We start from the raw sequence: 24,800 nt of genomic DNA, 5'->3' as shown, positions 1-24,800 counted from the left end.
CACTAAATGATTCAAGAGCAACTAGGGTTGCTCTTTTTTTGTTCAAGTAAGAATGTGCAATAGGACTTATTCAGGTTTTGAACAAACAAGGGTAAATAGTTTAGGCAATCCGATGTCATTAACTTTCATGTTTGGCGTTTCATCCAGTCGTTGCACCATTAGTCCGGCCTGCGCGAATACCGTTACGATCTCACCAAGTGTCCATTCTCTTAAGTAAACAGTGTGTGTGGAGTTACTTGCAGCACCTTTATCAGTATCAAGATGCTTCGAGTAGGCGACATCACGTGTTCGAAGTGTCTGGTCGAAGTAATTTCCAAAAACAATCTGTCGTTTGCCACGGGTTGTGACCAGTTTCGTTGAGATTGGATGGAATTCTTGAATGACAAACGTTCCACCTGGTTTAAGCATTTGGAAAATGAGTTCGGCAAGTGGTTCAAGATCAACAAAATAATGCAGGATACCTAACTCCATGAATACTGTATCATACTTTGCATGGTGTTGATCAATGGGTAACTGCAAAACATCCGAAACAATATAGTTTAATGGTATATGGAGCGCATGGGCAACCTTCTCGGCATAAGCGGCATTTTCGGCAGATATGTCAACGACCGTTACCCTTGCGCCCATTAATGCGAGTGCAAGGGCTTTTCCCGCGTGCGAACCAAGAAGATTGATCACGTTTGTTCCCCGAACATCAGTTAAATAGTTTGCGAGCGCTCCGATCCTGCCAATAGGATCTCGTTTGATTTTATTAGCAGCCTGTTCAGGTGTGCCAAACCGATTAACCCAAGCCTGGTATGCCTCATTATTCCATGCCTGGCCATTCTGACTCGTATCCGATTTCTGCAATTGCCGCAAGTGATCCTTGACCGTCATTCGAATTGTATCATTTTTTTCCAAAGTATGTAAAAAATAACTGAATGATTTGACCGCTATTTGATCCGTTCCAATGAAGATCAGCATTCGATCCGGATCGGTACGAACCACTGTACCCAAATACCCAATAATTTTGACATAATAGTCATTTAACTGAAATGAAAAAGAGCATATTCTCGTGTCTTTTTCTAGTTTTCCCGCATTATATCTGTTCAACTTCTGGTGAAGCTTCTCTACGGCATCCCACTGGATGGAAAACTGAATGGATTCGTCATTTTGTATTGCACAGCCCTGCAAGTTTAACGCAGCAGTGCCTTCCAAAGTTGCGGAAATTTCCTCTTTCTCTAACATGTGCCAAGCATCAAGAACTGTGGCTCTCCAAAGTTCTTGATTGTGTTGTGCTTTATTCATAGTAAGCTCCTCAAAGATCTTTTACATGCACACGATAATAGTCAATCGTCTCATCTGCAGTAAATCCCGTTTTTTTGTAAACATGAAACGCGGATGCATTCCTCGATTCGACCTCTAATTTCACTACCGAGATTATGCCGGAGAACAGCTCATTCAAGATCAATTTAAGAAACGCTCCGCCAATCCCTCTTCCTTGATATTCAGCCATCACACCAAATCCGAATAGAAAAGCTTCGGTTTCGTCAAAGCGTACATAACAAATCCCAACAATCTGATCATCAAGCACAGCCATAAACCCTCGTCGATTCGCTGAGAGCAGGGCCATTTCAATTAATTTTCGCACATCTTCCCTGCTGTCATGGAAACAGTTTACACTAATATCAATCAATTGTTCCATGTGTTCCATTTTTTGTTGCTTTATTACTATTTTCGAATCTATTGGTTGTCTTTTATATGTAGATCGATTAAGTGACATCAGATGCTCTGAAAATTCATAAGTCGCACCGAGATGCTCAGCAATATTCTTATCCGGAAATGATGCTTGTGATACAAAAAGCAAGTCAGGTACTTGAAAAGTGTTCAGCTCCTCTGTGGCCCGAAGCAGCAGTGCGGTAAAATAACCATTTCTGCGATAATCCGGAAGTGTTAGTGCCGATAATTCAGCTTCGGAACTCATTGGTGCGAATAGATGTAAAAAGGCAATAAGTTTCTGATCCTCGTAGCACAGAAATGTATGGTTCATTTCTTTATGCGCATTAAGCGAATCATCTAAATCAGTCAGGTACTTGACGCCGTCTGCTTTTGAACAAATGTGTTCCAATTCATTTATTTGCTTTTTTATTTCTGTTTCTAGTCGAGATACAGATTTGATAATCATCGGTTAGCTCCAGTCATTTATGGGGTTTATACTTTCCAGACACGCAAAGAAGCCTGAAAAAGTTCAGGCTTCTGAGACGCATCGCCCTATTTTATAAATAGTTCGCCGGCACTAGAACTATGCATTGGTTGCGCTCTTGAATCTGGATCAATATAGTGCTTGGCATTATTCACCGCAGTGGGCGCCTCTCCTAGTCCGGTTGCGATCAGCTTCACTTTGCCAGGATATGCGGCGATATCACCGGCAGCATAGACACCGGGGATGTTGGTTTCCATTTTACTATTCACCAGAATTGAATTCTTTTCAAGATCAAGGCCCCAATCTTTAATCGGACCAAGCGCAGAAACAAAACCATAATTCACAATCAGATCGTCAAGCGGTAACGCTTCCTCATCGTCACCTTTAACCATTTGGATAATTAATTGATCAATTTTGTTTTGTTTGCTTGTAACAGCTTTTGCAACAAATGGTGTTTTCACTTGAACCGAAGCTTTTTTCATTTCCTCAACACTTGTCTCATGGGCGCGGAACTGCTCACGGCGATGAACGATCGTAACCTCTTTAGCGATCGGTCCCAATGTGTTCGCCCAATCGACTGCCGAGTCGCCTCCTCCAAGAATTACAACCCGTTTATTCTTAAAAACAGTCACATCTTGAACGTAATAATGAATGTTAGTGACCGCAGTAACATCCTGTTCCACCTTAAGAGGTCTGGGGGAAAATGCGCCGACACCCGCTGTAATCACAACGGTTTTCGTACGATGAATTTCACCGGAAGCACTGCCAAGCTCAATTACGCCATTCTCCAATCTGTTCATTGTTTCAATCTTCTCATCTAGAACAATTGTCGGGTGAAATTGCTGGGCTTGTTCGATTAGATTCTTGACTAAATCCTTAGCTTTAATTCTTGGAAATCCCGCTACATCGAAGATCTCCTTTTCCGGATAGAGTGTGCTGAGCTGCCCCCCAAGTTGAGGAAGACTTTCAATAATTTTCACCTTCATTTGCCGCATTCCAGCATAAAAAGCGGCAAAAAGCCCCGTCGGACCGCCACCAATAATCGTTATATCAAAGAGTTCCTGATCTTTCATCAAAACAATCCCTCCAAATACCTTCAAAACCGGTTCTTTTTAAGTCATGTATTATTCTAAATGATTTTTATTCTCATTGCTATTAGAAAGCTCGTTAGCGTCACATGAATAATAAACAGTTTATTTAGTTGGAAGGATAAAGAATGAAATTCACTCAAAACGTTCAAGATAACAGTTAGTATCATTAGTGAATCAATTAATTCGTATAGCTTCTTGTTTTTAACAATCTCTGGATCAAAGGAGAGGTTAATGAATGATTCTTGCAACAACCTTATGCCTGGCTTGGATTGTCATAAATCTTTTCATTATGATACCCAAGCAGCTGTCACGTGAAGAAAATCTCTTTCTTTTTCTCTCCAGTTCAATCACCATTATGCTATCACTTTTGATTCCGGCAAAGCGCATGTATTTTGGTGATCCTGGTTTTAATTACAGTATTGAAGGAACCGTCGCTTTTCTAATCAATCGAAACATTATTTTCCCTCTGCTCACGTTAATCTCCATTAATTTAGTTCACTATAAAAGTTTCTGGAAACGACTGCTCATATTTCTGGTTAGTCTCTGCACGTTTCTGCTGTTCTGCCGGCTCGATGAAAAGCACACGATTGTCTCGACAATCAGTTCTGTTAAGCTAAGTATTTACTTTATTTGTTACTTCGCGTTTATGCTTGCATTATCCAAAGCTTTTCGAAATCTGGGCGAAAAGCAGCAATTACCTGATAAGTAAACGATAAAAGGAGTTTAACATGATACCTAAAGGCACAGTTTTTGATTCAAATGAAATTTTCATTCTAATTACCGGGGCGCTGGCCTATTTAGTTATGTTTCTTTTACCGAAGTATTTTTCCAAGCAGCAGACCATTACGATGCTTCTGATCGGCAATTATATCAGTACTTTTTTTGACAACACCGTGTGCATTAATCCGTTCAATTATTATAATATCAATGATACGCCACACACTGATTTCTGGGATCTGCTTTCTTGTGTCATGTTCAGCCCCTTCGGGTATTTTTTCGTTTATTTATACGCGATTATTAGAAAAAATCGAACAACTTATTTTTTCTATATCTCGATGTGGTCGCTGATCGCTGTAGTTGCCGAAGCTTTAGCTTGGCATGTTGGTGTTTATCATTATAAAAATGGTTATCAGCTTTTTTTCTCGTTGCCGATTTACATCATTGTTCTTACCGTGACAATGATCTATTATCAATTCTTCATTCAAAAAAGATAAGCGTCATGCACGTTCATTTTCTTGCTTTACATCGATCCAAATGTCCGTTACGGTGCCGTCATCGTCTTGATCTAAAACAAAGGAACCGTTATTGTAGCGATCGGATGCACGAATGTCTGAAGCTTGTACGACTACGCTCTTGCCCTTATCAGTGCTGATTGTTATCCGATCATTTGGATCAACAAGTGTAAATCCAGCAATATGATGTGGTCGCGCCTTTAGTTCGCGCACTATTTGAACGCCGCGTCTTGGTCGCCCGGTCCTGTCAATCTGACCGTCCACAGCCATTTTTTTAACAGCTCCTCGATCAGTCACAATCAGCAAATGACGTTTGGAACTGTGGTCGTATGCGACAGCACCGGCTAAAGTATCGCCATTCTTTAATTGCACTGCTTTAACACCGGCTGCTCTCATACCGACCTCGCCCGCTTCTTCCTCAGAAAATCGTAATCCATAACCCATATGTGTTGCCAGTACTAGATCATAAGAACCGTTTGTCGCCATAGCGGCAAGGCAGGAATCATCTTTTTTCAACTTCAAGGCGGTCAACGGTTTTGAACGTCTTTGTGCTTTATATTCACTCAATTTCGTTCGTTTTACCATACCAAGCTTGGTGAAAAATGTCATATACAAATTCGTGTGATCAAAGTCTTTGACTGGAACTGCGGATATAATTCCTTCATCAGAGTCAATTGGAACCAGGCTCGCAATGTGTTGTCCAAGCTCCTTCCAACGTCGATCTAGGATCTCATGGACAGGAAGGTAAACATATCGACCTTTATCTGTAAACACGAGCAAGGTGTCTGTTGTATTCATCTGTTGCTGGAAGAACGCGTGATCCGTATCTTTCATCGCCACAGCATCATCACCGCTCGCAGAATAAGAACGCAAACTGGATCGCTTTATATAGCCATGTTTTGTCAGAGACACCATGACTTCTTCGGAAGCAACCATGACCTCAAGATCAATTTTAATTTCTTCAATTTCCGCTTCGATAGTTGTCCTTCTTGCGTCTGCATACTTTTTTCGTACTTCAACCAATTCTTTTTTGATTACAGCAATTAATTTTTTACCGGAATTGAGGATGCCCTGCAGTTTGGCGATCAGCTGATCAAGTTGATGTTCCTCTTCTTGAAGTGTCACGATGTCCGTGTTGGTTAAGCGATACAATTGTAAATTCACAATAGCTTCTGCCTGTGCTTCGGTAAATCCAAATGAGTCTGACAGGTTCTGCTTTGCGTTCTTTTTGTCCTTTGAACTGCGAATGACACGAATAACTTCATCAAGAATAGAGATTGCCTTAATCAGACCGCGTACGATGTGCTGACGATCAATACTTTTCTGTAACTCGAACTGAGAGCGCCTGGTTATTACCTCTTTTTGGTGCTTGATGTATGCTTCAAGAATTTCTTTGAGCCCGAGTTGACGCGGTGCTTTGTGATCAATTGCGACCATATTGAAGTTATAAGAAATTTGCAGATCTGTATTTTTAAAGTAATAGTTAAGAATTCCATTGGGATCAGCGTCTTTTTTCAGTTCGATAACAACACGCATACCGCTGCGATCTGTTTCGTCTCTAACCTCGGCCACGCCTTCAACCTTGTGGTCAAGTCGAAGCTCATCCATTTTTTTCACGAGCATTGCCTTATTAACTTCATAAGGCAACTCCATAATGATAATCTGTTTTCGTCCGGTGCGGAGCGTATCAATTTTTGTACGCGCGCGAAGAACAATTTTACCCTTGCCTGTTCTGTACGCCTTCTTAATGCCATCTAGGCCTTGTACAATTCCACCTGTCGGGAAATCCGGCCCCTTGACGAAGGTCATCAAGTCGTCGACTGTTGCATCAGGATTTTCCATCAGCATGATCGTTGCGTCAATGATTTCGGATAGGCAATGCGGCGGAATTTCAGTTGCGTAACCAGCAGATATCCCGGTTGATCCATTTACGAGCAAATTTGGAAACTTTGATGGGAAAACAGTTGGTTCTTCAGTAGAATCATCAAAATTAAGCACGTAATCAACGGTCTTTGCATCGATGTCGCGAAGCAGTTCGGCGGATATTTTGGAGAGCCTCGCTTCTGTATAACGCATCGCTGCAGGCGGATCACCATCAAGACTGCCGTTGTTTCCGTGCATTTCAATCAGCGGCATCCGTACTTTCCAATCCTGACTCATACGCACCATTGCTTCATAAACCGATGAGTCTCCATGCGGATGGTAATTACCAATCACATTACCGACCGTTTTCGCCGATTTACGAAACGGTTTATCATTTGTGTTGCCATCGCGGAGCATCGCATATAGAATACGGCGCTGCACCGGTTTTAAACCATCACGAACATCGGGAAGCGCACGCTCCTGGATAATGTATTTACTATAAATGCCGAATCGGTCGCCCATAACTTCTTCGAGCGTCCGATTCAATAATTTTTCTCTATTTGCCACAATTATTTCACACCTTTCACAGCGGTCAGTCCTTCGCTTTCAACTTCATCGAGACCGAAAGCCACATGCGATTCAATCCATTTACGCCGCGGCTCCACTTTGTCGCCCATAAGTGTCGTCACCCTGCGTTCAGCATAAGCCGGATCCTCGATACGTACTTGAATTAAGGCCCGTGATTCCGGATTCATCGTTGTCTCCCACAGCTGATCAGCGTTCATTTCGCCTAAGCCTTTATATCGCTGGATAGTGTAGCCCTTGCCAATCTTCTGGATCGCTTCTTTGAGTCCGTTATCGTCCCATGCGTATTCAAGCGTTTCCTTTTTGCCGACGCCTTTGCTTACTTTATAGAGTGGAGGAAGAGCGATGTACACTTTTCCAGCGTCAATAAGTGGTCGCATGTAGCGATAGAAGAACGTAAGTAATAGTACTTGAATATGTGCACCGTCGTTATCAGCATCGGTCATAATGATGATTTTATCGTAATTGCTGTCTTTAATGGAAAAATCCGCGCCAACACCGGCACCGATCGCATAAATAATGGTATTAATTTCTTCATTTTTCATAATTTCTTCGAGACGGGCTTTCTGCGTGTTAATGACCTTGCCTCGGAGTGGCAAAACTGCTTGAAATTTACGGTCACGACCTTGTTTTGCCGAGCCGCCCGCCGAATCACCCTCGACCAAATACAGCTCATTTCGATCCGCATTTTTTGAAGATGCAGGGGTTAATTTACCGCTAAGCACTGATTCTTTTCGCTTTGATTTTTTGCCGTTTCGAGCATCTTCTCTAGCCTTTCGTGCTGCAAGACGGGCTTGACGCGCACGCATCGCCTTTCGAATCAACATTTCACTGGTTTGTGGATTTTCCTCAAGAAAATAGGCCAATTGTTCAGATACAACCGTGTCCACTGCCGAACGTGCTTCATTAGTCCCCAATTTTTCTTTGGTTTGACCTTCGAACTGAAGTAAATGTTCCGGTACTCTAATGGAAACAATGCCCATGAATCCCTCACGTATATCGCTGCCGTCCAAATTCTTCTCTTTTTCTTTCAGAATTCCTGATTTACGCGCATAATCATTAAATACGCGAGTCAAAGCAGTCCTGAATCCGGATTCATGAGTACCGCCGTCCTTAGTGCGAACGTTATTCACGAAAGAAATCAAGCTTTCTGAGTAGGCGTCGTTAAACTGAAAAGCAACTTCTACTTCCATCTCGTTCGCAGTGCCTTCAAAAGCCACAACCGGATGCAGTACATCTTTGTCCTCATTCAGATAAGCAACGAATTCTTTAATCCCTTCCTCATAGTGAAAGACTTCTTCACGATCACTTCGTTCATCTGTCAGTACAATTTTCATTCCTTTTTGCAGAAATGCGGACTCGCGAAGTCGTTCACTGAGAATGTCAAACTGATAAGTTGTTGTACTGAAAATGTTCGGATCCGGTTTAAAATGAATCAAGGATCCTTTTCCGCGTGTAGTACCAATCTGTTCTAAGGTTGTGGCTGGATGTCCTCCGTTTTCAAAGCGCTGCTGAAATACCTTCCCATCACGCCATATGGTAACTTCAAGCCATTCGGAAAGAGCGTTCACAACAGAAGAACCAACGCCATGCAGTCCGCCGCTTGTTTTATAGCCGCCGCTCTGACCGAACTTGCCTCCTGCATGAAGAACAGTAAAGATTACTTCAACAGTCGGCTTTCCAGTACGGTGCATTCCTGTAGGCATTCCGCGTCCGAAGTCGCGAACACTGATGCTGCCGTCTTTATGAATGCGTACAAGAATTTCATTGCCATATCCGGCCAGTGCTTCGTCTACAGCATTATCAACGATTTCATAGACGAGATGATGAAGTCCTCTTGAATCCGTTGAACCAATATACATGCCCGGACGTTTGCGTACGGCTTCCAATCCTTCGAGTATTTGTATGGTGTCATCATCATAAGACGATACTTGTCTTGCCAAATAAAGAACCCCTTTCTTCATCCCGTTCATAGAACGAATGGGATTTATCCCGATCCAACAGTGAAGGTCAGGCCTTTTCTTTGCTGTTTCTTTGAATTTTACAAATTACAACCGATAAATGTCACTATATTTTTCAGATAAATAGTTCAGCAGATAGTCAGGATTCGGTCCTTCTCCAGTCGTATCTTTAAGTATTTCAAGTGGTTTTTTCAAACTTCCGAACTGGTGTATATGTTTACTAAGCCAATTTGTGACAACTTTTAGATTTCCTGAACGTACATGTTCATCAAAATCCGGAATATCCTTTGTCATTGTCTGCCTGAATTGAGCCGCGTAAACATACCCGAGCGCATAAGATGGAAAATAGCCAAAGTCTCCGCCCGGCCAATGAATATCCTGAAGCACGCCTTCGCGATCATTTGCCGGGGTAATGCCGAGATACTCATTCATTTTTTCATTCCAGACGCCCGGCAGATCTTTTACCTGCAGATCACCATTGAATAGTGCCTTCTCAATATCATAGCGTACCATAATATGGAGCGGATAGGTTAATTCATCGGCTAAGGTTCGGATGAACGATGGATGAGAAACATTGATTGCTCGATAAAAATCATCGAGTGCCACATCGTCAAACTGACCGTTAGCATAATGCTTTAATTTATCGTAATGACACGTCCAAAATGATTTGCTTCGACCGATGAAGTTCTCGAAAAATAGCGATTGTGATTCATGGATGCCCATAGATGTGCCTTCACAGAGCGGCGTACCAACAAGCTCCCGTGAAATATGCTGTTCATAGAGAGCATGACCGCCTTCGTGAATTGTCCCCAAAACAGTGGAGATAAAATCTAGTTCCTGATAATTAGTTGTTACACGCACATCGCCTGGATTAAGTGTAATTTCAAATGGATGTTCGGTCTCATCAAGGCGTCCCGCTTCAAAGTCATAGCCGATTTCCTTAAGCAGATTGAGACAAAGTTCTTTTTGTTTTTCCACTGGAAATGGGATTGAAAGGAATGAACGATCCGGCTGAGCATGTGAAGAAGTGACCGATTCAACAAGGGGAATTAACCCCTCGCGAAGTTTTCCAAAGACTTGGTCAATGGTTTCAGCGGTCAATCCAGGTTCGTACTGATCAAGTAAAGCGTCATATTTATTTGTTTTGATGCCCCAATAGTCAATAAAATTGCGTTTGAATGCCACTATTTTCTCGAGGTATGGCCTAAGCAGTTCAAAATCGCTCTTTGCTTTTGCTTCCCGCCATACACTTTGCGCTTCAGATTGAAGAATAACATACGCTTTATTCTCTTCGGGAGGAATAGTTACGTATTGATCATACATTTTTTTAGATTTCTCAGCCATTTTTTTCGTAATAAGGCTTAGTTGGTCTTGCACGGAAGAGTCGGTAAGTGCGTCTATGTATCCTTTCATTTCTTTGGATGTTGAACGCTTAAAAACTTCATCAGAGAGTGTGCCGACAACCTCTGAACGTTGCTTGATTCCTTTTTTAGGTGCACCTGTCCTCATATCCCACTCTGCAAGTGCGATTGATTCGTTAAAATCCATGATTTTCTTTACATAATGATCATATGAATCCACGATATCAGAAATAGCCATTGAAAACGCTCCTTCTACGATAGTAAATGCCGGATGTCCTTTGTCTCATTCTTCTTTCTCTTTATCAATCATAATGTCCTTCTTTCTTTGTGAAGAACGTTAACTTAAAAATCATCTTTTTTTGTCTTCTAAAATCGAAATGCCGTTATTTTATACTATAAGAAAGTATCTAATTTTAAGGGTTATAGTATAAGTGGTCCGGCAAACTTCGAAGCCACCACATCCTGCGGAAGTGCGTCCTCCTACGGATCACCGACACTAGGCTGCCCATGGCCTTCGCGACGGCGGCTTCGCATAAAAAAGGCTTGGCGAAGCCAAGTTTTCTAGAACTAGTCAATGTGTTTCTTTCCAAAGTACTGGAAATAATCAGTGCGAATCCGACCATTATACAACTTTCTTTTCTTACTTGCCGGTCGTCCGAAATAGGTCTCAAATTGTTCAAAAGATGAGATAAAGTACAAGGACCACGATTTGTATGTTTTGTACAAGTTTCCTAAATCTTTACAAATTGCTTGGATTTGCTGCTCGTCACCCATTCGTTCCCCATACGGTGGATTTCCAATCATACATCCGTTTTCATCTTTTGTTGTAAAATCAGCAACCTGCATCTGTTTAAATGTAATCAGGCCGCCAAATCCAGCCTCGAGTGCATTATGTTCCGATAATTCAACCATGTTATGATCTATATCGCTGCCCAGAATCATTAATGATTGATCATAGTTTGCCTTATTTTCAGCCTCATCGCGTGCATTCACCCAATTTTCTTTATCAATCACCGGCCATGATTCGGAGACAAATTCCCTGTTAAATCCAGGAGCGATATTTTGTCCGATCATTGCGGCTTCAATAGGCAGGGTTCCGGATCCGCAGAATGGATCGACAAATGGACGATCAGGAGTCCAGCGGCTTAATAAAATCATCGCGCTCGCCAAGGTCTCTTTGAGCGGCGCCAAATTATGAAGCCGCCTATACCCGCGTTTATGCAAGCCTTCACCCGAAGTATCAATGGACAAAGTGGCCCAATCCTTTTCAATAGCGACCTGAATTTTAAACATCGGTCCGTCTTCCTGAAACCATTCTTGGTGATAATGGGTCTTTAACGACTCAACAATCGCTTTTTTTACAATAGCTTGGCAATCTGGAACACTGTGCAGTAACGATTTATGTGATTTACCTGTCACAGGGAACAAGGCGTTCTCCGGCAGGAAATCCGCCCATGGCAAAGCTTTCGTTTGTTCAAAAAGTTCATCGAAGGTAGTGGCCTTAAAGCAGCCGATTTGGAGTCTTAGGCGATCCGCCGTCCGCAGCCAAAGATTACAGCGGCAGATATCCCTCGGACCGCCTGTAAACAAAATCCTGCCATTTTCCACCTTCAAGTCATCATAACCTAAATTTTTCAGTTCCCTTGCAGCAATCGCTTCAAGGCCCATCGCTGTCGTCGCGATCAGCGTCCATTTATCTGTCATCTATTTGTTCCCTTCTTGGTATTCCCTGCTTTTATATACACTAGCGGAAGCTAACAATTTTTTATTAGAAAACTTGCCGATTGGCAAGCCTCTGGCGCAGACAGAGGCCTAGTTGAACTTACGCTCGTTTCCTTTAAATTTTTTCTATACTTTCTTACCAGTGTTAGAAAAACCGGGCACAGCCCGATCCTTACTTCCGCAGGACGCGGTGACTTTCGCGTTGCATACAGGACGTATGCAACGCGAAAGTTCCTTACATACGAAAGCTCCTTTGCTCCAGATACCGTTTTGAATCATCAACCTTGTGCGCGAACAGATATTTCTAGTTCATCAATCATTTTGATCCTTAATTAAGTAACGAGGCCGGAGTAAAATAAGCGGAGATTTTCCGGTTATATGCATCCTGGCGCTTGTTTTACAGGTACATAAGGGTAATTTTTCCGCTTATGCACAGAAAAACCCTCCATTTTCACGTTTTTCAATTCGATAAGCGGAATTTATCCGTCTATTTAAGCAATTTTTTCATTCATTTTGTAATTAAGCGGAATTTTTCCGTTTATTTCTCAGATTGGGCGCTAACCTGCTCAACCCAATCGAATCTTATGACCTTATCGTCGTACCGGCAAGGCAAAACGCTATACTTTCTTACCATTGTTAGAAAAACCGGGCACAGCCTAATCCTTGGCTGTCATTCTGCACGCGGCTTTGATCCATCAACCTTGAACTTGAACGACACTTCAGCTGCTCGCTTGCCGCGGGCGATCCGGGAGTCTGCGGGGTCTCCCCTGGCTCGCTGTCCCGCAGGCGTCTCGCGCTTTCGTATCTGGATACTTTTTCTGGGTCAGCATGCTCAAGATCTTATACTTTCTTATCAGTGTAACAAAAAAAGCCCGTACAGGGCTTTTTCTTCATTAATAATATGCATTATTTATGTTCTGTAAGCCATGTTCTGTACTTTCGTACTCAAGCGGAGCTGCATGCTCCTCGTACGAAAGCGGCAATCATCTATCTACAGAATCATCTGTCCCTTTTTCCGTTTGGTTCCTTCCAAAGGGTTCCTCTACCAAGTTTGAGTTTCCCGCTCGAGGGGTTTACCGCGTTCCACTTCTTTTGTTTCCAAAAGACATCGTCACTATGGCACTTTACAGGACAGCAAGCCATATTCCCGTAGGAACACAGGCTTCTATCCCGCCGTTAGCCTAGATTACTCCAAGCTACCCTGGCTTATGACTTCGCCAGGCACGAACACTACGGTCATCACAGACCGTGCGAGCATGGACTTTCCTCTATATTCACAAGGAATACAGCGATCACCCGAACACAAACAATGTCACAGCTACATATTATAGAGCACTTTAATAAAAGAAGCAACCCATATTTTTAATTAATTGATCTTATTCACCTAATTTGCTGCCGAATACATGTTTCTCAAGATTAGATAGACGTTTAAGAATATCATAATTGGTTAAGCCTTGATTTTCAACAGGCTGCACGGATCGTTGCCCATCTTCATCCAACAATTGGCTTTTTAACCGTTTGTTTTCTTCACGCAGGCGCACTATCTCCGCATGAAAAACATCATAGTCGCTGATCACTAGATCCAGAAATTGATCAACCTCATCTTGTTGGTAACCATGAAACCCGGATTTAAACTCTTTATGAAGAATATCATTTTTAGTTAATCTAATCGTTTTCTGTTCTGTCAAGTCGACCCACTCCAAACTAATGATCTCATCTTATTTTTTCAAATTTAGTCTATTGTGTCAATGGTTCATTCATTACGATTTTTTTCACTCAATCCAGACAAGTGATGAGGTCAATCATCTCCACCCGTCCAGTAGTCGGGGTTTTGCTGCTGGAGCTCTTCAGAGGCAAGCTCCATGTCATAACGGTCGATTGTCTGGATGGGGTAAGCGGATTCATGAGCCTTCCGTTTTGCCGCTCCTAAGTAAAAATTGGGTGAACCCGGAGACTCTTCATCATAAACGATCAGCATGGCATCTGTTTTCGCGACAAGAAAGTCATTCTTTTGACGAAGCTGTGATGGATTTTCGTAGGGACGATTACTGATAACACCCGTGTAATCAGCCTGTTCAATAACGTGTACGTAAAGCTCCTTCTGCCAATCCTTATAATGCTCCTCTTGATTAAGAAAAGGCATGAGTACCGCAAGCTTGACGTTTATTTTATCATTGTCTCTTAGTTCGAGGCACACCTGTCCTGCCCAAAGTTCTACTCCAGTCTGACCACTAATCACAAACCAGTCTGCACCGTCTTCTGCATACTCGCGTATTTTTTTCTTTAATGCGTAGCAAATAACCGGAATTCCGGGATGATCGTTTGAAAAAACACCTAACTCATGAGCTTTGTAACCAGTAACAAGAATAACTGATCCATCTTCATGCATCACATTCCCCCTCCTTTCAAAATAAGATGGTGATTACTTGGGGATCAAACGCATCGCTTATTGTCGAATAATTGCCAATTGAACGTCTAAAGGGACGAGCGGTGACGATTTTAGGCGTTTTTTGCGCTTGCCCGGGTAATATCCTTATTTCTCAAGAAAATTTCTCGAATTGTTTCTGATCAAGACGATTTAATCGTTTTGCATACATTGCCTCAGTCTTCGCAATTGTCTCATCAGAACCCTGACTCTTGTGAAGGCGCTCAATAGCTTTTTGGGTATAATGGATCGCTTTTTCATAATCCTTAAACCGATGTTCCAATAATTTTGCGGCTTCAATACACAGCGAGCCATCTTGATCTCCGTATTCTCGGATGACGGACCGAAACAAGTTCAAGGAGTATACATAGTTACCTTCTCGTTTACACAGCTCAGCAAGTCGCACCTTGGCCGAACTTTGATACGAAGACTTGCCATTGATTAGTGTTTCCCAGAGTTGACGTGCTTTCTCGTGATTACCGAGTTGATCCGACCATCGGGCAATTTCATATTGTTCTTCTGTATCACACTCAATTTCTCCCAAAATTTTATTTGATAAATGAATATAGAGACAAATTAGTGTCAGCACATCTTTACGGTTGTGTTCGATAATTCCTTTTACTAACTGTGCATCCGGATGTTTCAGAAATTGAAAGTAGAGAAAAGGCGCCATTTTTCCTGGAACATCAACAGATCTCTCCATGGACAGAATTTCGCTTTCAATTGTTTGAAGACGTACCGACTCCAGTCTTTTTTTCCATAATCGACGCGACGCATGCAAAAGATCGAAATGTCCGAAAGCCGGCAGCTTTGGTACCTGATCACGCACAAATTGGTGCCGCGTTTTCACTCTTGGCCAGTCGAACGCTTTCCCATTAAAAGTTACTAAATTTTTTAGGGAACCGCAATCTTTTAAAAAGGTATCGTAAAAGGCTGCTTCATGTCCGGGACCCGGTAAAAAATATTGCTTTAACTCAAGTCCATTACAGGTGACGCGGGCCCAACCGATTAAAAAGATCATCTGCCCTGTGCCGGAACCTAGTCCTGTTGTCTCCGTATCAAAAAAAAGCAGATCATCCGCATGCAGGCCACGCGCCGATAATGGATGATCAGAAATATCCGATTGCCACATGTCAACGATCGGCTTCAATTCGCCTAAAGTATAAGGACCGATTTTCGTACTAAGTGGGAGGCGCTCGGTATGAACGAGTACAAATTGATCATCAAAATGACGAATTGATGCGCCAAGTGCGCCCGCCGCCCGCCGAATCTCTTTATTTTCCAGCTCCTCCCTTTTCTCAGAGCAGTCGGAATCATGATCGGATTTTTGCGCGGTCCTAGCATTTTGTTCATGCAGCTGTTTGCGATACAGTTGTAATTTCTTAGTTAGTGACACATTCATCGTTCCCTTAACAAACGCCTTAGCGTCAATTTAGCTGCCCTGCCTTCATTGACAAAGCCGATACACGAGGGACATCCGGATTCGCAAGTACAATTCTCCACCATTTCACTTGCCTTATCCAGCAGCTTAGGCATTTCCTGATATAGTTTCTCGCTAAGGCCGATACCGCCCGGGTATTTGTCGTACAAAAAAACCGTTGGCTTCTCATTATGCGGCGCCTTGATCTTTGGAATAACGGAAAGATCCGATTGATCGCACATAACAAATAGCGGTGCTGCGTGACGAAGCAAGTGGCTGAGTCCAACAAGCGCCCCCTGAAAAACATCTTTACCATAGACATCTAAAAGCGCCGGATCAAAGCTGAGCCATGCTGCGTTCGTATGCATTTCAAGCTCTGGAAGATGGATTTTTCCCCATCCGATATTTTCATAGGTTTCAAACCGAATCTTTTTGAAAATTGTTGGCAGTGCGCGGACAGAGACGTCTCCATAACCTTTTTCCAATTTATCGTTGTCAAAATCAGCATGCTTGTCCATCTCCAGAACATCAAGCTGAACAGCTAAGTCTGAATCTGTATAATAATTGACATTGACTTTGCGCACATACGCTTTACGTTCTTCCAAATCCAAATCATCGACATGATACTGTGTCCCTTGATGAATATAGATCGCATCTTCGTAAAGCATGGTCATTGCTCCAAAACGGTCCATCTCACCGATTACTTTTGCATGACCCTGATCGGTTACATCAACGATCGCAAATGAGTCTTGCGCTGCAGATCGTAAACTGACATTGTTCGCAGGGAAGCCGTCACTCATCCAATACCATTTTCCTCTTTGAAAATGGAGCACATCCTCGTCAGTGAGATAGTCGCATAGTTCATCGACTGCTTCCTCGCCAAACAGCTCCCCTCTTTTGAAGGGCAGTTCATAGGCGGAACATTTGATATGCTCCATTAGAATCATGATATTATCGGGATTGATACGCACTTCCTCCGGGGTTCTCGAGAAAAAGTAGTCCGCGTGATCGGCCATGTACTGGTCAAGCGGGTTCGAGGAGGTTACCATAATAATTATTGCGTCATCCTGCCTTCTTCCCGCCCTTCCCGCTTGCTGCCAAACGCTTGCCATGTTGCCCGGATAACCGGTTAGGATACATACTTGCAGTTGTCCGATGTCCACACCCAGTTCGAGCGCATTTGTACTGACTACCCCCATAATATCGCCGCTGCGTAATCCCCGCTCAATTCTGCGCCGCTCAAGTGGAAGATAACCGCCTCGATAAGCACATATTTTCGCTCGATCTTGCCTCCCGCTGTTCAATTTTTGCAGATGACTGACCAGAAGCTCAACTTTTAATCTGCTTTTCGCAAAAACGATCGTTTGAATTTTATTCTTTAAAAAGTTAGTCGCAAGTCGAGTCACCGCGTAGCTTTCGTCCTCGCGCACATTCAATTGTTTATTCGTTACCGGCGGATTGTAGATAAGAAAATGCTTTCGCACACTTGGCGCACCGTTGCGGTCAATGAGAAACATCCGTCGTCCCGTCAACGCTTCAGCGTGTTCTCTCGGATTGGCAATGGTTGCCGATGTACAAATGAATTGTGGATGACTGCCATAATAATGACAAATTCTTTTCAAACGTCGGATCACATTGGCGACATGACTGCCGAAAACGCCTCGGTATGTGTGCAGCTCATCAATAATAACGAACTGAAGATTTTCAAATAGCGAGACCCACTTTGTATGGTGGGGTAAAATAGAAGCATGAAGCATATCCGGATTGGTCATTACGACTTGTCCGGACTGGCGGATCGTCTGACGGATTGAGCCCGCCGTATCTCCATCATAGGTATGACTTTTTATTGGCAGACCGATTTCGTTTATAAGCTCAGTCATCTCATTCATTTGGTCCTGAGCAAGCGCTTTAGTTGGGAAGAAATACAGAGCTCTGCCTTCCGGATGTTCAATCATAGCCTCGAGTACCGGCAAATTATAGCACAGCGTTTTACCTGAGGCTGTAGGAGTCACAAGTACGACATCTTTTCCTCCACTGACCGCTTCATAGGCTTCTGCTTGGTGGGTATAGAGTGACTGAACACCGCGGCGAACAAGCGCGTCTTTCAGCCTTTCGTCAAGGGATTGAGGAAAGGGCGCATATCTAGCTTCTCTTTTGGGAATGGTTTGCCAATGAACGATATTCGGATCGCTCTTCAATTGATTTAAAAGGTCGTTTACGCTCTGACGTCCAATCATTTAAACCACCTCAATTCATGCATCGTTCGTTATTACTGAACAGTCCTGCTGTCCATCATTATAGCATAACGAATAAACGTTCGCTAAACATTTAAAAACTACCGGAGGGTTTATCATGCCAACACTTAATGAACAAATTCGTAATGATCGAAAGCTCGCCATTCTTACAGGGGCGGGAATCAGCGTACCATCCGGCATTCCACCGTTTCGCGGAACGAATGGTCTTTATCAAAATGCAGATGTGGAACGTTGTTTGTCGATGCATTTCTTCCGAACCCATCCCGCCGAATTCTGGACATTCTATTGGTCACTATTTGATGCAAATCTATTACTCGAAGCGCTGCCGAATCGTGTTCATTATTGGTTGAAAGACCTTGAACGCGCGCACCAAGTCACAGTGATCACGCAAAATATAGACGGTCTGCATGTAAAGGCGGGCAGTTCACAGGTCATCGAAGTTCACGGTGCGTTCAATCGTTGTATCTGCCCTAAATGCGCGTCCGTTTATGAAACGCGTACATTGATAAACGAAAAGGTTCCGCATTGTACCGCCTTATCCAAAGAAGGCAAGCCATGCGGAACGGTATTAAAACCAGATATTGTACTGTTTGGTGAAGCAGTTCGCGGCTTACGAGCTGTCGAACAAGCAGTGAGTCAAGCCGATCGTTTGCTGATTCTCGGCACGTCGCTTGGTGTTGCTCCAATCAACTTTTTGCCTGAGTATGCGGAGAGATTCGGCGTACCCACACTACTAATCAATGATCATCCGGCGCTGCAAATGGACGCCGTCAATCAATTTGTAAAAACGAACTTTTTCAAGTTTGATGCCAACACGATTCATTGTTAAAGTAACGAGTTAGTTGTTTTTTTCAGGAGCTCGACAAACTGGCTGACTTTTGTCCAATAGAATTCCGGTTCTGCCGGAAATGAACTAGATTGTGAGACTTCAAGCCACTGAACAGCAGCCGTATGGATACCCGCCGCTTTTCCTGCCAAAGTATCACCATTTGCGTCGCCTACATATATGGACGCATCCAGATTGGCTTCAAAGGTCTCAAGAGTTCGCTTAATTCCTTCCGGATCCGGCTTAGGAAGTACGACATCATCTCCCGTGATGACGCTATCGAACATCCCTTGAAAACCGAGCTTTTCTTCAGAAATGATGTAGGAGCGACGTGCTTTTCCAGTAATTAGTCCAATCTTTATTCCTTGTTCTTTCAACAAATGCAAGAGGTTAAAAATCTCAGCGTTCTTCTCTACAAATCGTTCATGTTCTTTCTCGTACACTTCAAAATAAAGCTCTGTCGCGTCTGGAATTGCCGCTTTGTTTTTGAAATTATTGGCAATCATGCCCTCTTCCGGTGGTCCGAACATGGAAACAATGCCATCGTGGTCGATGGTTCGTCCATCATATTTCTGAAACAAAATTTGCATGGCGTGAACTGTAAGCGGTAGCGTGTTCGCAAGTGTTCCGTCAAAATCAAAGAGCACGTTTCGTAATTGCATTCTTATACTCCTCCAAAGTTAGGATAATTCACTTAAATACTCATATAAGTATCCTATTTATCTCGTAAGTTTGTCAAAAATTTTCTTACACACATTTTTTTCATCTATAGAGATCCTTTTTTAAAAGTTTCAAGATGTTCCGTCATGTCATGGAGCACCTGAAGATCAATCGCATAGCCGATGCCGGGCTGATCTGGAACGTGAATCAATCCTTGATCAATGGTGATTTCAGGTGCAACAAGATCTTGTTTCCAATAATGATTGGAAGCAAACAGGTCGCCGGGCAACGTGAACCCTTTTAATGAGGCAAGCGCAATATTATGTGCCTTGGCGATGCCGAATTCGATCATTCCGCCGCACCAGAGCGGGATGGAATGGCGCACACATAAATCGTGAATGCCTAAAGCCGCCGCCCATCCGCCTACCCGCGCCATTTTCATTACGAAAATTTTCGCACTTCCTAATTGAATCGCAATTGCGGCGTCTTGATAGGAACATATACTCTCATCGAGACAAATCGGCGTATCGATCATTTTTTGAAGGAAGGCATGATCCGCCAAATCATTATAAGCGAGCGGCTGCTCAAGCATCAGTAAATTGAATTGATCCAACTGACGAAGATGATCACAATCAGCAAGGCTGTAATCCGAATTCGCATCCGCCATAAGAGCGAGATTGGGAAAATGCCTGCGAATGCCTGACAACAACACCATATCATTTGTGCGTGATATTTTGATCTTATAGCGCTTGTACCCCGCGGACATGAGCCGTTCAATCTGTTCAACGGCATGTGCGGGTTCCTTGGCTGTGATTACTGCACCGGCTTCAACTTCTGATTTTGCAGAGCCGAAAAGTTCTCCAAGATACACTTCTTTTTGCTTCGCATAGAGATCCCAAATTGCCTGACTAAGCCCAGATTTGGCCATATGATTGCCGCGTACTCCAGCCCAAATTCGATCGAGCGCATCAGGATGAATCGATTCACAGCGCAACAAAATAGGGATCAGGAAATCCTTAAGCATATGAAGGCATGTTTGAATGGTTTCTTCTGAATACCAAGGACTAGAAAAGGGATCCGCTTCACCATAGCCGATGCGTCCATCAGTATCCATAATTTCAATAATCAGCGCTTCTCTGCGCGTCACTTGCTGTAGATGAGTGATGAATGGTACGTTTAGAGGTGCTGCTATGGCGCGAATCGTGACAGAATGAAGCTTCATTTTATATTTTCCTCTCGTAACCTCAGTGCGTGGCATTGGATGAAGGTATGGATACGTTTCTGATAGTCCGATGGTTGTTCAAGATGAACCGCATGGCCAGCAACCGGAACCACTTGCCAGTCGGCATTTGGCAAACGATCACGCAATTCAGATGCGATCTTACAAAATTTTACATCCAACGCTCCAGTAATTAAAAGAACCGGTATCTGTAAAGTGGAGAGATGTTCCCACCACGACGGTTGTGCTCCAGTTCCCATACCAATTAAACTGCGTGACAGTCCGATTGACTGATTTGAAAGCCGCTGCTCTCGTAGAGCTGAGCGCCTTGATTCAGGGAGATGCTTCTGCGAGTCAAAAAGCTCGAGGTTCTCCCAACGGTTGACAAAAGCGGGAATGCCATCTTCACAAATCGATTCGGCTAACTTTTGGTCGCGTAAACGACGCGCCATTCGTTCTGCTTCCGTTTTCAATCCCGGTGAAGAACTCTCCAAAATTAAGGTGGCGATGCGTTCTGGAAACAGGCATGCAAAAGTGAGCGCAAGCCTGCCGCCCATGGAGTAGCCAATCAAATGCACTTTATCAAGATTTAGTAAATCAAGCAGGGTCAATAAATCCTTTGCCACTTCATTGATCGCATACCGCCTTGAATCCTCAGGGCTTTCAGAGTAACCATGGCCGATAATATCGACAAAAATGAGTTGGTAATCTCGAGCGAGCCGCGCTTCAAGAAAATGCCAGGTTTCCATACTTCCGGTAAATCCATGCAAAAAAAGCAGGGGTTCCCCCGTTCCTTTCCGCTCATAATGATAGATCACACCACGAAGTTCAGCCTTCATAACTAGCTCCCTCCCTGTCAAGGAGTTTTTGCAACGCATGATGCTTTTCAACATTGTCTTCTCGTTTTGTAGGTATTTCAATGATGTTCAAACCATCAATGGTCTGAGATTCGTTGAGTGCTGAGTCAAAAGTTTCCCAGTCGCTGATTTTGGTATAATGAGCACCGTAAAGCGTTGCTGTATGAGCAAAGTCAAGACCATGCGGCGTGCCAAAAAGGGTTTCAAAATGCTTTTTTTCCGATGCCTGTGGAAGAAAGGAGAAGATTCCTCCGCCATCATTGTTCACGAGGATGATTGTCAAATTCGCTTGGTTTTGATTTGCTGCGAGCAGTCCGTTCATATCATGAAAGAAACTAAGATCGCCTATTGCCAGAATCGCACGTTGTCTCGATAAGGCAACACCGACTGCTGTCGAAACAACACCGTCAATACCATTAGCCCCGCGATTTGCAAAAATCCGTGCAGATTTAGAGTGAGTAAACATAAAACTGTCCAGCTCCCTGATCGGCATACTGTTACCGACAAATAGGTTCGTTTTTTCAGGAAGCCATTCGGCCAGCTTCAAGAATACTTTTTCCTCACTCAATAGTTGTTCGTCGCGTATGCTTGAAAGCACCGTTTTCGTTGTTCTATTAACGGAAAGCCATAAACGGAGCCATTCCGTATCATCTGTTTTATCAATCAACGGCAGCAGATCCTCACAAAAGCGCTGTTCATCACAATAGATCATTTCCGTTGCTTTACAAGTCGGATCTCTCCATTCCATTCCACCGTCGATAACAAAATTGGCACAGCTTTGCTGGTTCATCCACAGCTTAGCGGCTTTAGACACCGGCGGCGCGCCAAATCGGATGATCAAATCCGGATCGAATGCGGATGCGATATGTTCATTGCGAAGAAATGTGTCATAAGTCTCAATAACCGTGTCCATTGAATGCGGGCCCCGCCGAAGCTGTGAAAGCGGGTCGGCAAGGATAGGAAAACCCGCATGTTCTGCAAGCTCGATGATGCCGAACGTACGGGCGTCCGTATCCGTGATTCCGCAAATAATAACGCCTTTTTTTGCGGACATAATGCGTTCTGAAATTGCCTTCAGTTGGTTCTGACCAAGCGCGAGCACGCCCTGATTGATCGTCATCTCGGTAATTGTGCGTCCGTTGCCTTCAGACAGCGTATTTAATCGCCCCGGAATTAGTGGTTCTCTGAGTGGAACATTAAGATGTACCGGTCCGTTAGGCAATCCAATTGAAATGGCTACCGCTCGACTAGCTAGAGCTCGATTGTAGTCAAGTAGGCTTAAATCATGCTCCGATAGCTCCAACTGAAAATAGTGTTTGACATGTCTTCCATACATCCCCTGCTGATCCACTGTTTGCGGTGCCGCGACATGCTGCAGTTCGTAAGGCCTGTCCGACGTAATGACGATCAAGGGAACATGAGATAAATAAGCTTCAATCACCGCAGGATAGTAATTAGCCGCGGCTGTTCCAGATGTGCAAAGCAATGCAACGGGCTGAGCAGAGGCCTTTGCGAGTCCAAGTGCCAGAAACCCGGCAGAGCGTTCATCAATATCCAAATATGTCTGAATGTCAGGATGTTCTTCAAAGAGCATCGCGAGCGGTGTCGATCGCGAGCCCGGACTGATAACGACAGTCTGTACATTGTGCTCCGATAGTGTATGAATAAATGCGGAGAGATAGCGCGTCACTAATTCTTGATGATTCATGAGTTCCTCCTCGTGAGTGCATTGAGCATCGGCTTAAACTTAATCGCTGTTTCTTCATATTCTTGTTTTGGAATCGAATCTTTCAGCAAGCCGCAACCAGCATATAAAAGCACGTTCCTGCCGTTAATTAACGCCGACCGTATGCCAACATTAAATTCGCCATTTTCTTGTGCGTCACACCAGCCAATTGGTGAAGCGTAGAATCCGCGATTTAATCGTTCGTGCGCGCGGATCCAATCCATGGCTGCTTTGCGTGGCAGTCCGCCGAGCGCGGGTGTCGGGTGCAGGCGTTTAACAAAATCAAAAACGGAAGCTGATTCAGCGCATATTCCTTCAACCGATGTGTATAGATGCTGGATATTCTTGTTTTTCATCAATACTGGTTGCTTTGGAATGGTCAGCTGTTCACAAAGATCAGTGAGCGAATCGCGTACTGCTGAGACCACATACTGATGCTCCATTCGATTTTTCCGGTCGTTGAGCAGCCACTCACCGAGGCGTGAGTCCTCTTCATCCGTTTTGGCGCGAGAAACCGATCCGGCAAGGCACGCTGAATAAATGCGTCGGCCACTTTTTTTAATCAACCGTTCCGGTGTTGCGCCGAGAAATGCTGCCGACTCTTTTTCCAGACAAAAGACACATGTATTTTCTTGTTGCTCGCGTAAACTCCGTATGAGTTCGTCACTTGAGATCTCATTTTGGAAGATCATATTTCGAGTACGCGCCAGCACAATCTTTTTTATTGCGCGTTCTTCCATTATTTGAATGGCATCGTCAACCGTGTGCGTCCATTCATCCAGATCTTGATCCTTTTGTTCGAGAAGCGGATTCCATGGTTGTTTTTCCCAATGGGTTATTCTCACGTTACGGAATATAGTGTCTTCACTTTGCTGAATCTGCCGCATCAACTCATCCGCGTGATCACCCGGTCCGCAAACCACTGTGCGTGTCAGATAGTACTGTCCCTCTTGCTTTGTCACCAAGAATGTTGGGAGAAAAAAATAGAAACAGCCAAAAGAAGCCCATTCTTTGGACGACTGCTTCGTTGAATCAAACGTATGACCGCCAAATAAAAGCGGTCCGGTGCCCTCGATTCCGCCAATACCAGTCACAGTCGCGGTGTTCCGGAGCCGTTTCAGACTATCTCGCACCAATGTATCATTATCACCTTCTGCAGTTGCAGAAACCGCAACTCCTGCTCCTACTAGAGCAAATCCAGTTGACTGGCTCTCCCAAAAAAAGCGTTCACCACGATACTGCTTCGCGGCAGCATGATAAAAATTGAGCGGATCAATTGATTCTATCGCTTTTACTTCACTAACGACACATTGTTTCCCGATTACTTTGGCATGATCTATCGCAGTACAAATCACGTTATAAAAATCTTGCCTATTTGAAACTGTCACCTTTATCACCTATTATCGCTTCTAATG

General features: G+C 43.7%; 19 protein-coding genes and 1 other RNA gene. 3 read left to right on the top strand and 17 right to left on the bottom strand.

Features of this window, described 5'->3' with window-relative positions; all coding sequences use genetic code 11:
• Positions 1-66: 66 nt before the first annotated feature.
• The 3 genes from ABWW58_RS13045 to ABWW58_RS13035 form a co-directional block, all read right to left on the bottom strand.
• Positions 67-1,287 carry a class I SAM-dependent methyltransferase gene (locus tag ABWW58_RS13045; protein ID WP_353869540.1) on the bottom strand — a complete coding sequence of 407 codons (1,221 nt, stop codon included), beginning with the start codon at positions 1,285-1,287 and terminating at the stop codon, positions 67-69.
• A gap of 10 nt (positions 1,288-1,297) precedes the next feature.
• On the bottom strand, positions 1,298-2,164 hold the full coding sequence (locus ABWW58_RS13040) for a GNAT family N-acetyltransferase (protein WP_353869539.1): 867 nt from the start codon (positions 2,162-2,164) through the stop codon (positions 1,298-1,300).
• 86 nt (positions 2,165-2,250) lie between these two features.
• Positions 2,251-3,258: an NAD(P)/FAD-dependent oxidoreductase gene (locus tag ABWW58_RS13035; protein WP_353869538.1), complete on the bottom strand. Its 1,008-nt coding sequence runs from the start codon at positions 3,256-3,258 to the stop codon at positions 2,251-2,253.
• Positions 3,259-3,508: 250 nt separating this feature from the next.
• On the opposite strand from ABWW58_RS13035, the gene ABWW58_RS13030 reads away from it, so the two are divergent.
• Positions 3,509-3,982 (top strand): hypothetical protein, encoded by a 474-nt coding sequence (locus tag ABWW58_RS13030; RefSeq protein WP_353869537.1) that lies wholly within the window; start codon positions 3,509-3,511, stop codon positions 3,980-3,982.
• A gap of 19 nt (positions 3,983-4,001) precedes the next feature.
• Positions 4,002-4,487, top strand: a complete 486-nt coding sequence (locus tag ABWW58_RS13025; protein ID WP_353869536.1) for a hypothetical protein — start codon at positions 4,002-4,004, stop codon at positions 4,485-4,487.
• 3 nt (positions 4,488-4,490) lie between these two features.
• Here ABWW58_RS13025 and parC read toward each other — a convergent pair whose 3' ends face one another.
• From parC to ABWW58_RS12980, 9 genes are all read right to left on the bottom strand, one after another.
• Positions 4,491-6,935: a DNA topoisomerase IV subunit A gene (parC, locus tag ABWW58_RS13020; RefSeq protein WP_353869535.1), complete on the bottom strand. Its 2,445-nt coding sequence runs from the start codon at positions 6,933-6,935 to the stop codon at positions 4,491-4,493.
• A gap of 2 nt (positions 6,936-6,937) precedes the next feature.
• Positions 6,938-8,896, bottom strand: a complete 1,959-nt coding sequence (gene parE, locus ABWW58_RS13015) for a DNA topoisomerase IV subunit B (RefSeq protein WP_445783441.1) — start codon at positions 8,894-8,896, stop codon at positions 6,938-6,940.
• A 105-nt stretch (positions 8,897-9,001) separates the two neighbouring features.
• A complete protein-coding gene (locus tag ABWW58_RS13010) occupies positions 9,002-10,513 on the bottom strand; it encodes a carboxypeptidase M32 (protein WP_353869534.1) in 1,512 nt (503 codons plus the stop codon).
• A 329-nt stretch (positions 10,514-10,842) separates the two neighbouring features.
• Positions 10,843-11,979 carry a THUMP domain-containing class I SAM-dependent RNA methyltransferase gene (locus ABWW58_RS13005; protein ID WP_353869533.1) on the bottom strand — a complete coding sequence of 379 codons (1,137 nt, stop codon included), beginning with the start codon at positions 11,977-11,979 and terminating at the stop codon, positions 10,843-10,845.
• 933 nt (positions 11,980-12,912) lie between these two features.
• An RNA gene (gene rnpB / locus ABWW58_RS13000) (RNase P RNA component class B) lies at positions 12,913-13,301 on the bottom strand.
• 72 nt (positions 13,302-13,373) lie between these two features.
• Complete coding sequence (gene gpsB, locus ABWW58_RS12995; RefSeq protein ID WP_093669235.1) at positions 13,374-13,685, bottom strand: cell division regulator GpsB; 312 nt, start codon at positions 13,683-13,685, stop codon at positions 13,374-13,376.
• Between the two features lie 110 nt (positions 13,686-13,795).
• Positions 13,796-14,386 (bottom strand): SLOG family protein, encoded by a 591-nt coding sequence (locus ABWW58_RS12990; protein ID WP_353869532.1) that lies wholly within the window; start codon positions 14,384-14,386, stop codon positions 13,796-13,798.
• A 151-nt stretch (positions 14,387-14,537) separates the two neighbouring features.
• The gene (locus ABWW58_RS12985; RefSeq protein WP_353869531.1) at positions 14,538-15,824 is read right to left on the bottom strand and encodes a ribonuclease H-like domain-containing protein; all 1,287 of its coding nucleotides are present in this window, start codon (positions 15,822-15,824) and stop codon (positions 14,538-14,540) included.
• Entirely contained in the window at positions 15,821-18,079 is a 2,259-nt protein-coding gene (locus ABWW58_RS12980) for a DEAD/DEAH box helicase (RefSeq protein ID WP_353869530.1), read from the bottom strand. Before ABWW58_RS12980 ends, ABWW58_RS12985 begins: the two co-directional genes overlap by 4 nt.
• Positions 18,080-18,194: 115 nt before the next feature.
• On the opposite strand from ABWW58_RS12980, the gene ABWW58_RS12975 reads away from it, so the two are divergent.
• Complete coding sequence (locus tag ABWW58_RS12975) at positions 18,195-18,926, top strand: SIR2 family NAD-dependent protein deacylase (protein WP_353869529.1); 732 nt, start codon at positions 18,195-18,197, stop codon at positions 18,924-18,926.
• Here ABWW58_RS12975 and ABWW58_RS12970 read toward each other — a convergent pair.
• From ABWW58_RS12970 to ABWW58_RS12950, 5 genes are all read right to left on the bottom strand, one after another.
• Complete coding sequence (locus tag ABWW58_RS12970) at positions 18,923-19,585, bottom strand: HAD family hydrolase (RefSeq protein ID WP_353869528.1); 663 nt, start codon at positions 19,583-19,585, stop codon at positions 18,923-18,925. The two genes, ABWW58_RS12975 and ABWW58_RS12970, sit on opposite strands and share 4 nt — an antisense overlap.
• Before the next feature lie 104 nt (positions 19,586-19,689).
• Positions 19,690-20,805 carry an o-succinylbenzoate synthase gene (gene menC, locus ABWW58_RS12965; RefSeq protein WP_353869527.1) on the bottom strand — a complete coding sequence of 372 codons (1,116 nt, stop codon included), beginning with the start codon at positions 20,803-20,805 and terminating at the stop codon, positions 19,690-19,692.
• Positions 20,802-21,641 (bottom strand): 2-succinyl-6-hydroxy-2,4-cyclohexadiene-1-carboxylate synthase, encoded by an 840-nt coding sequence (menH, locus tag ABWW58_RS12960; protein ID WP_353869526.1) that lies wholly within the window; start codon positions 21,639-21,641, stop codon positions 20,802-20,804. Before menH ends, menC begins: the two co-directional genes overlap by 4 nt.
• The gene (gene menD, locus ABWW58_RS12955; RefSeq protein WP_353869525.1) at positions 21,631-23,367 is read right to left on the bottom strand and encodes a 2-succinyl-5-enolpyruvyl-6-hydroxy-3-cyclohexene-1-carboxylic-acid synthase; all 1,737 of its coding nucleotides are present in this window, start codon (positions 23,365-23,367) and stop codon (positions 21,631-21,633) included. Before menD ends, menH begins: the two co-directional genes overlap by 11 nt.
• On the bottom strand, positions 23,364-24,782 hold the full coding sequence (locus ABWW58_RS12950; RefSeq protein ID WP_353869524.1) for an isochorismate synthase: 1,419 nt from the start codon (positions 24,780-24,782) through the stop codon (positions 23,364-23,366). Before ABWW58_RS12950 ends, menD begins: the two co-directional genes overlap by 4 nt.
• Positions 24,783-24,800 lie beyond the last annotated feature (18 nt).

Source organism: Sporolactobacillus caesalpiniae (assembly GCF_040513385.1).
Lineage (GTDB): Bacteria > Bacillota > Bacilli > Bacillales > Sporolactobacillaceae > Sporolactobacillus.
This window is presented reverse-complemented; position numbering and strand designations above follow the sequence as displayed.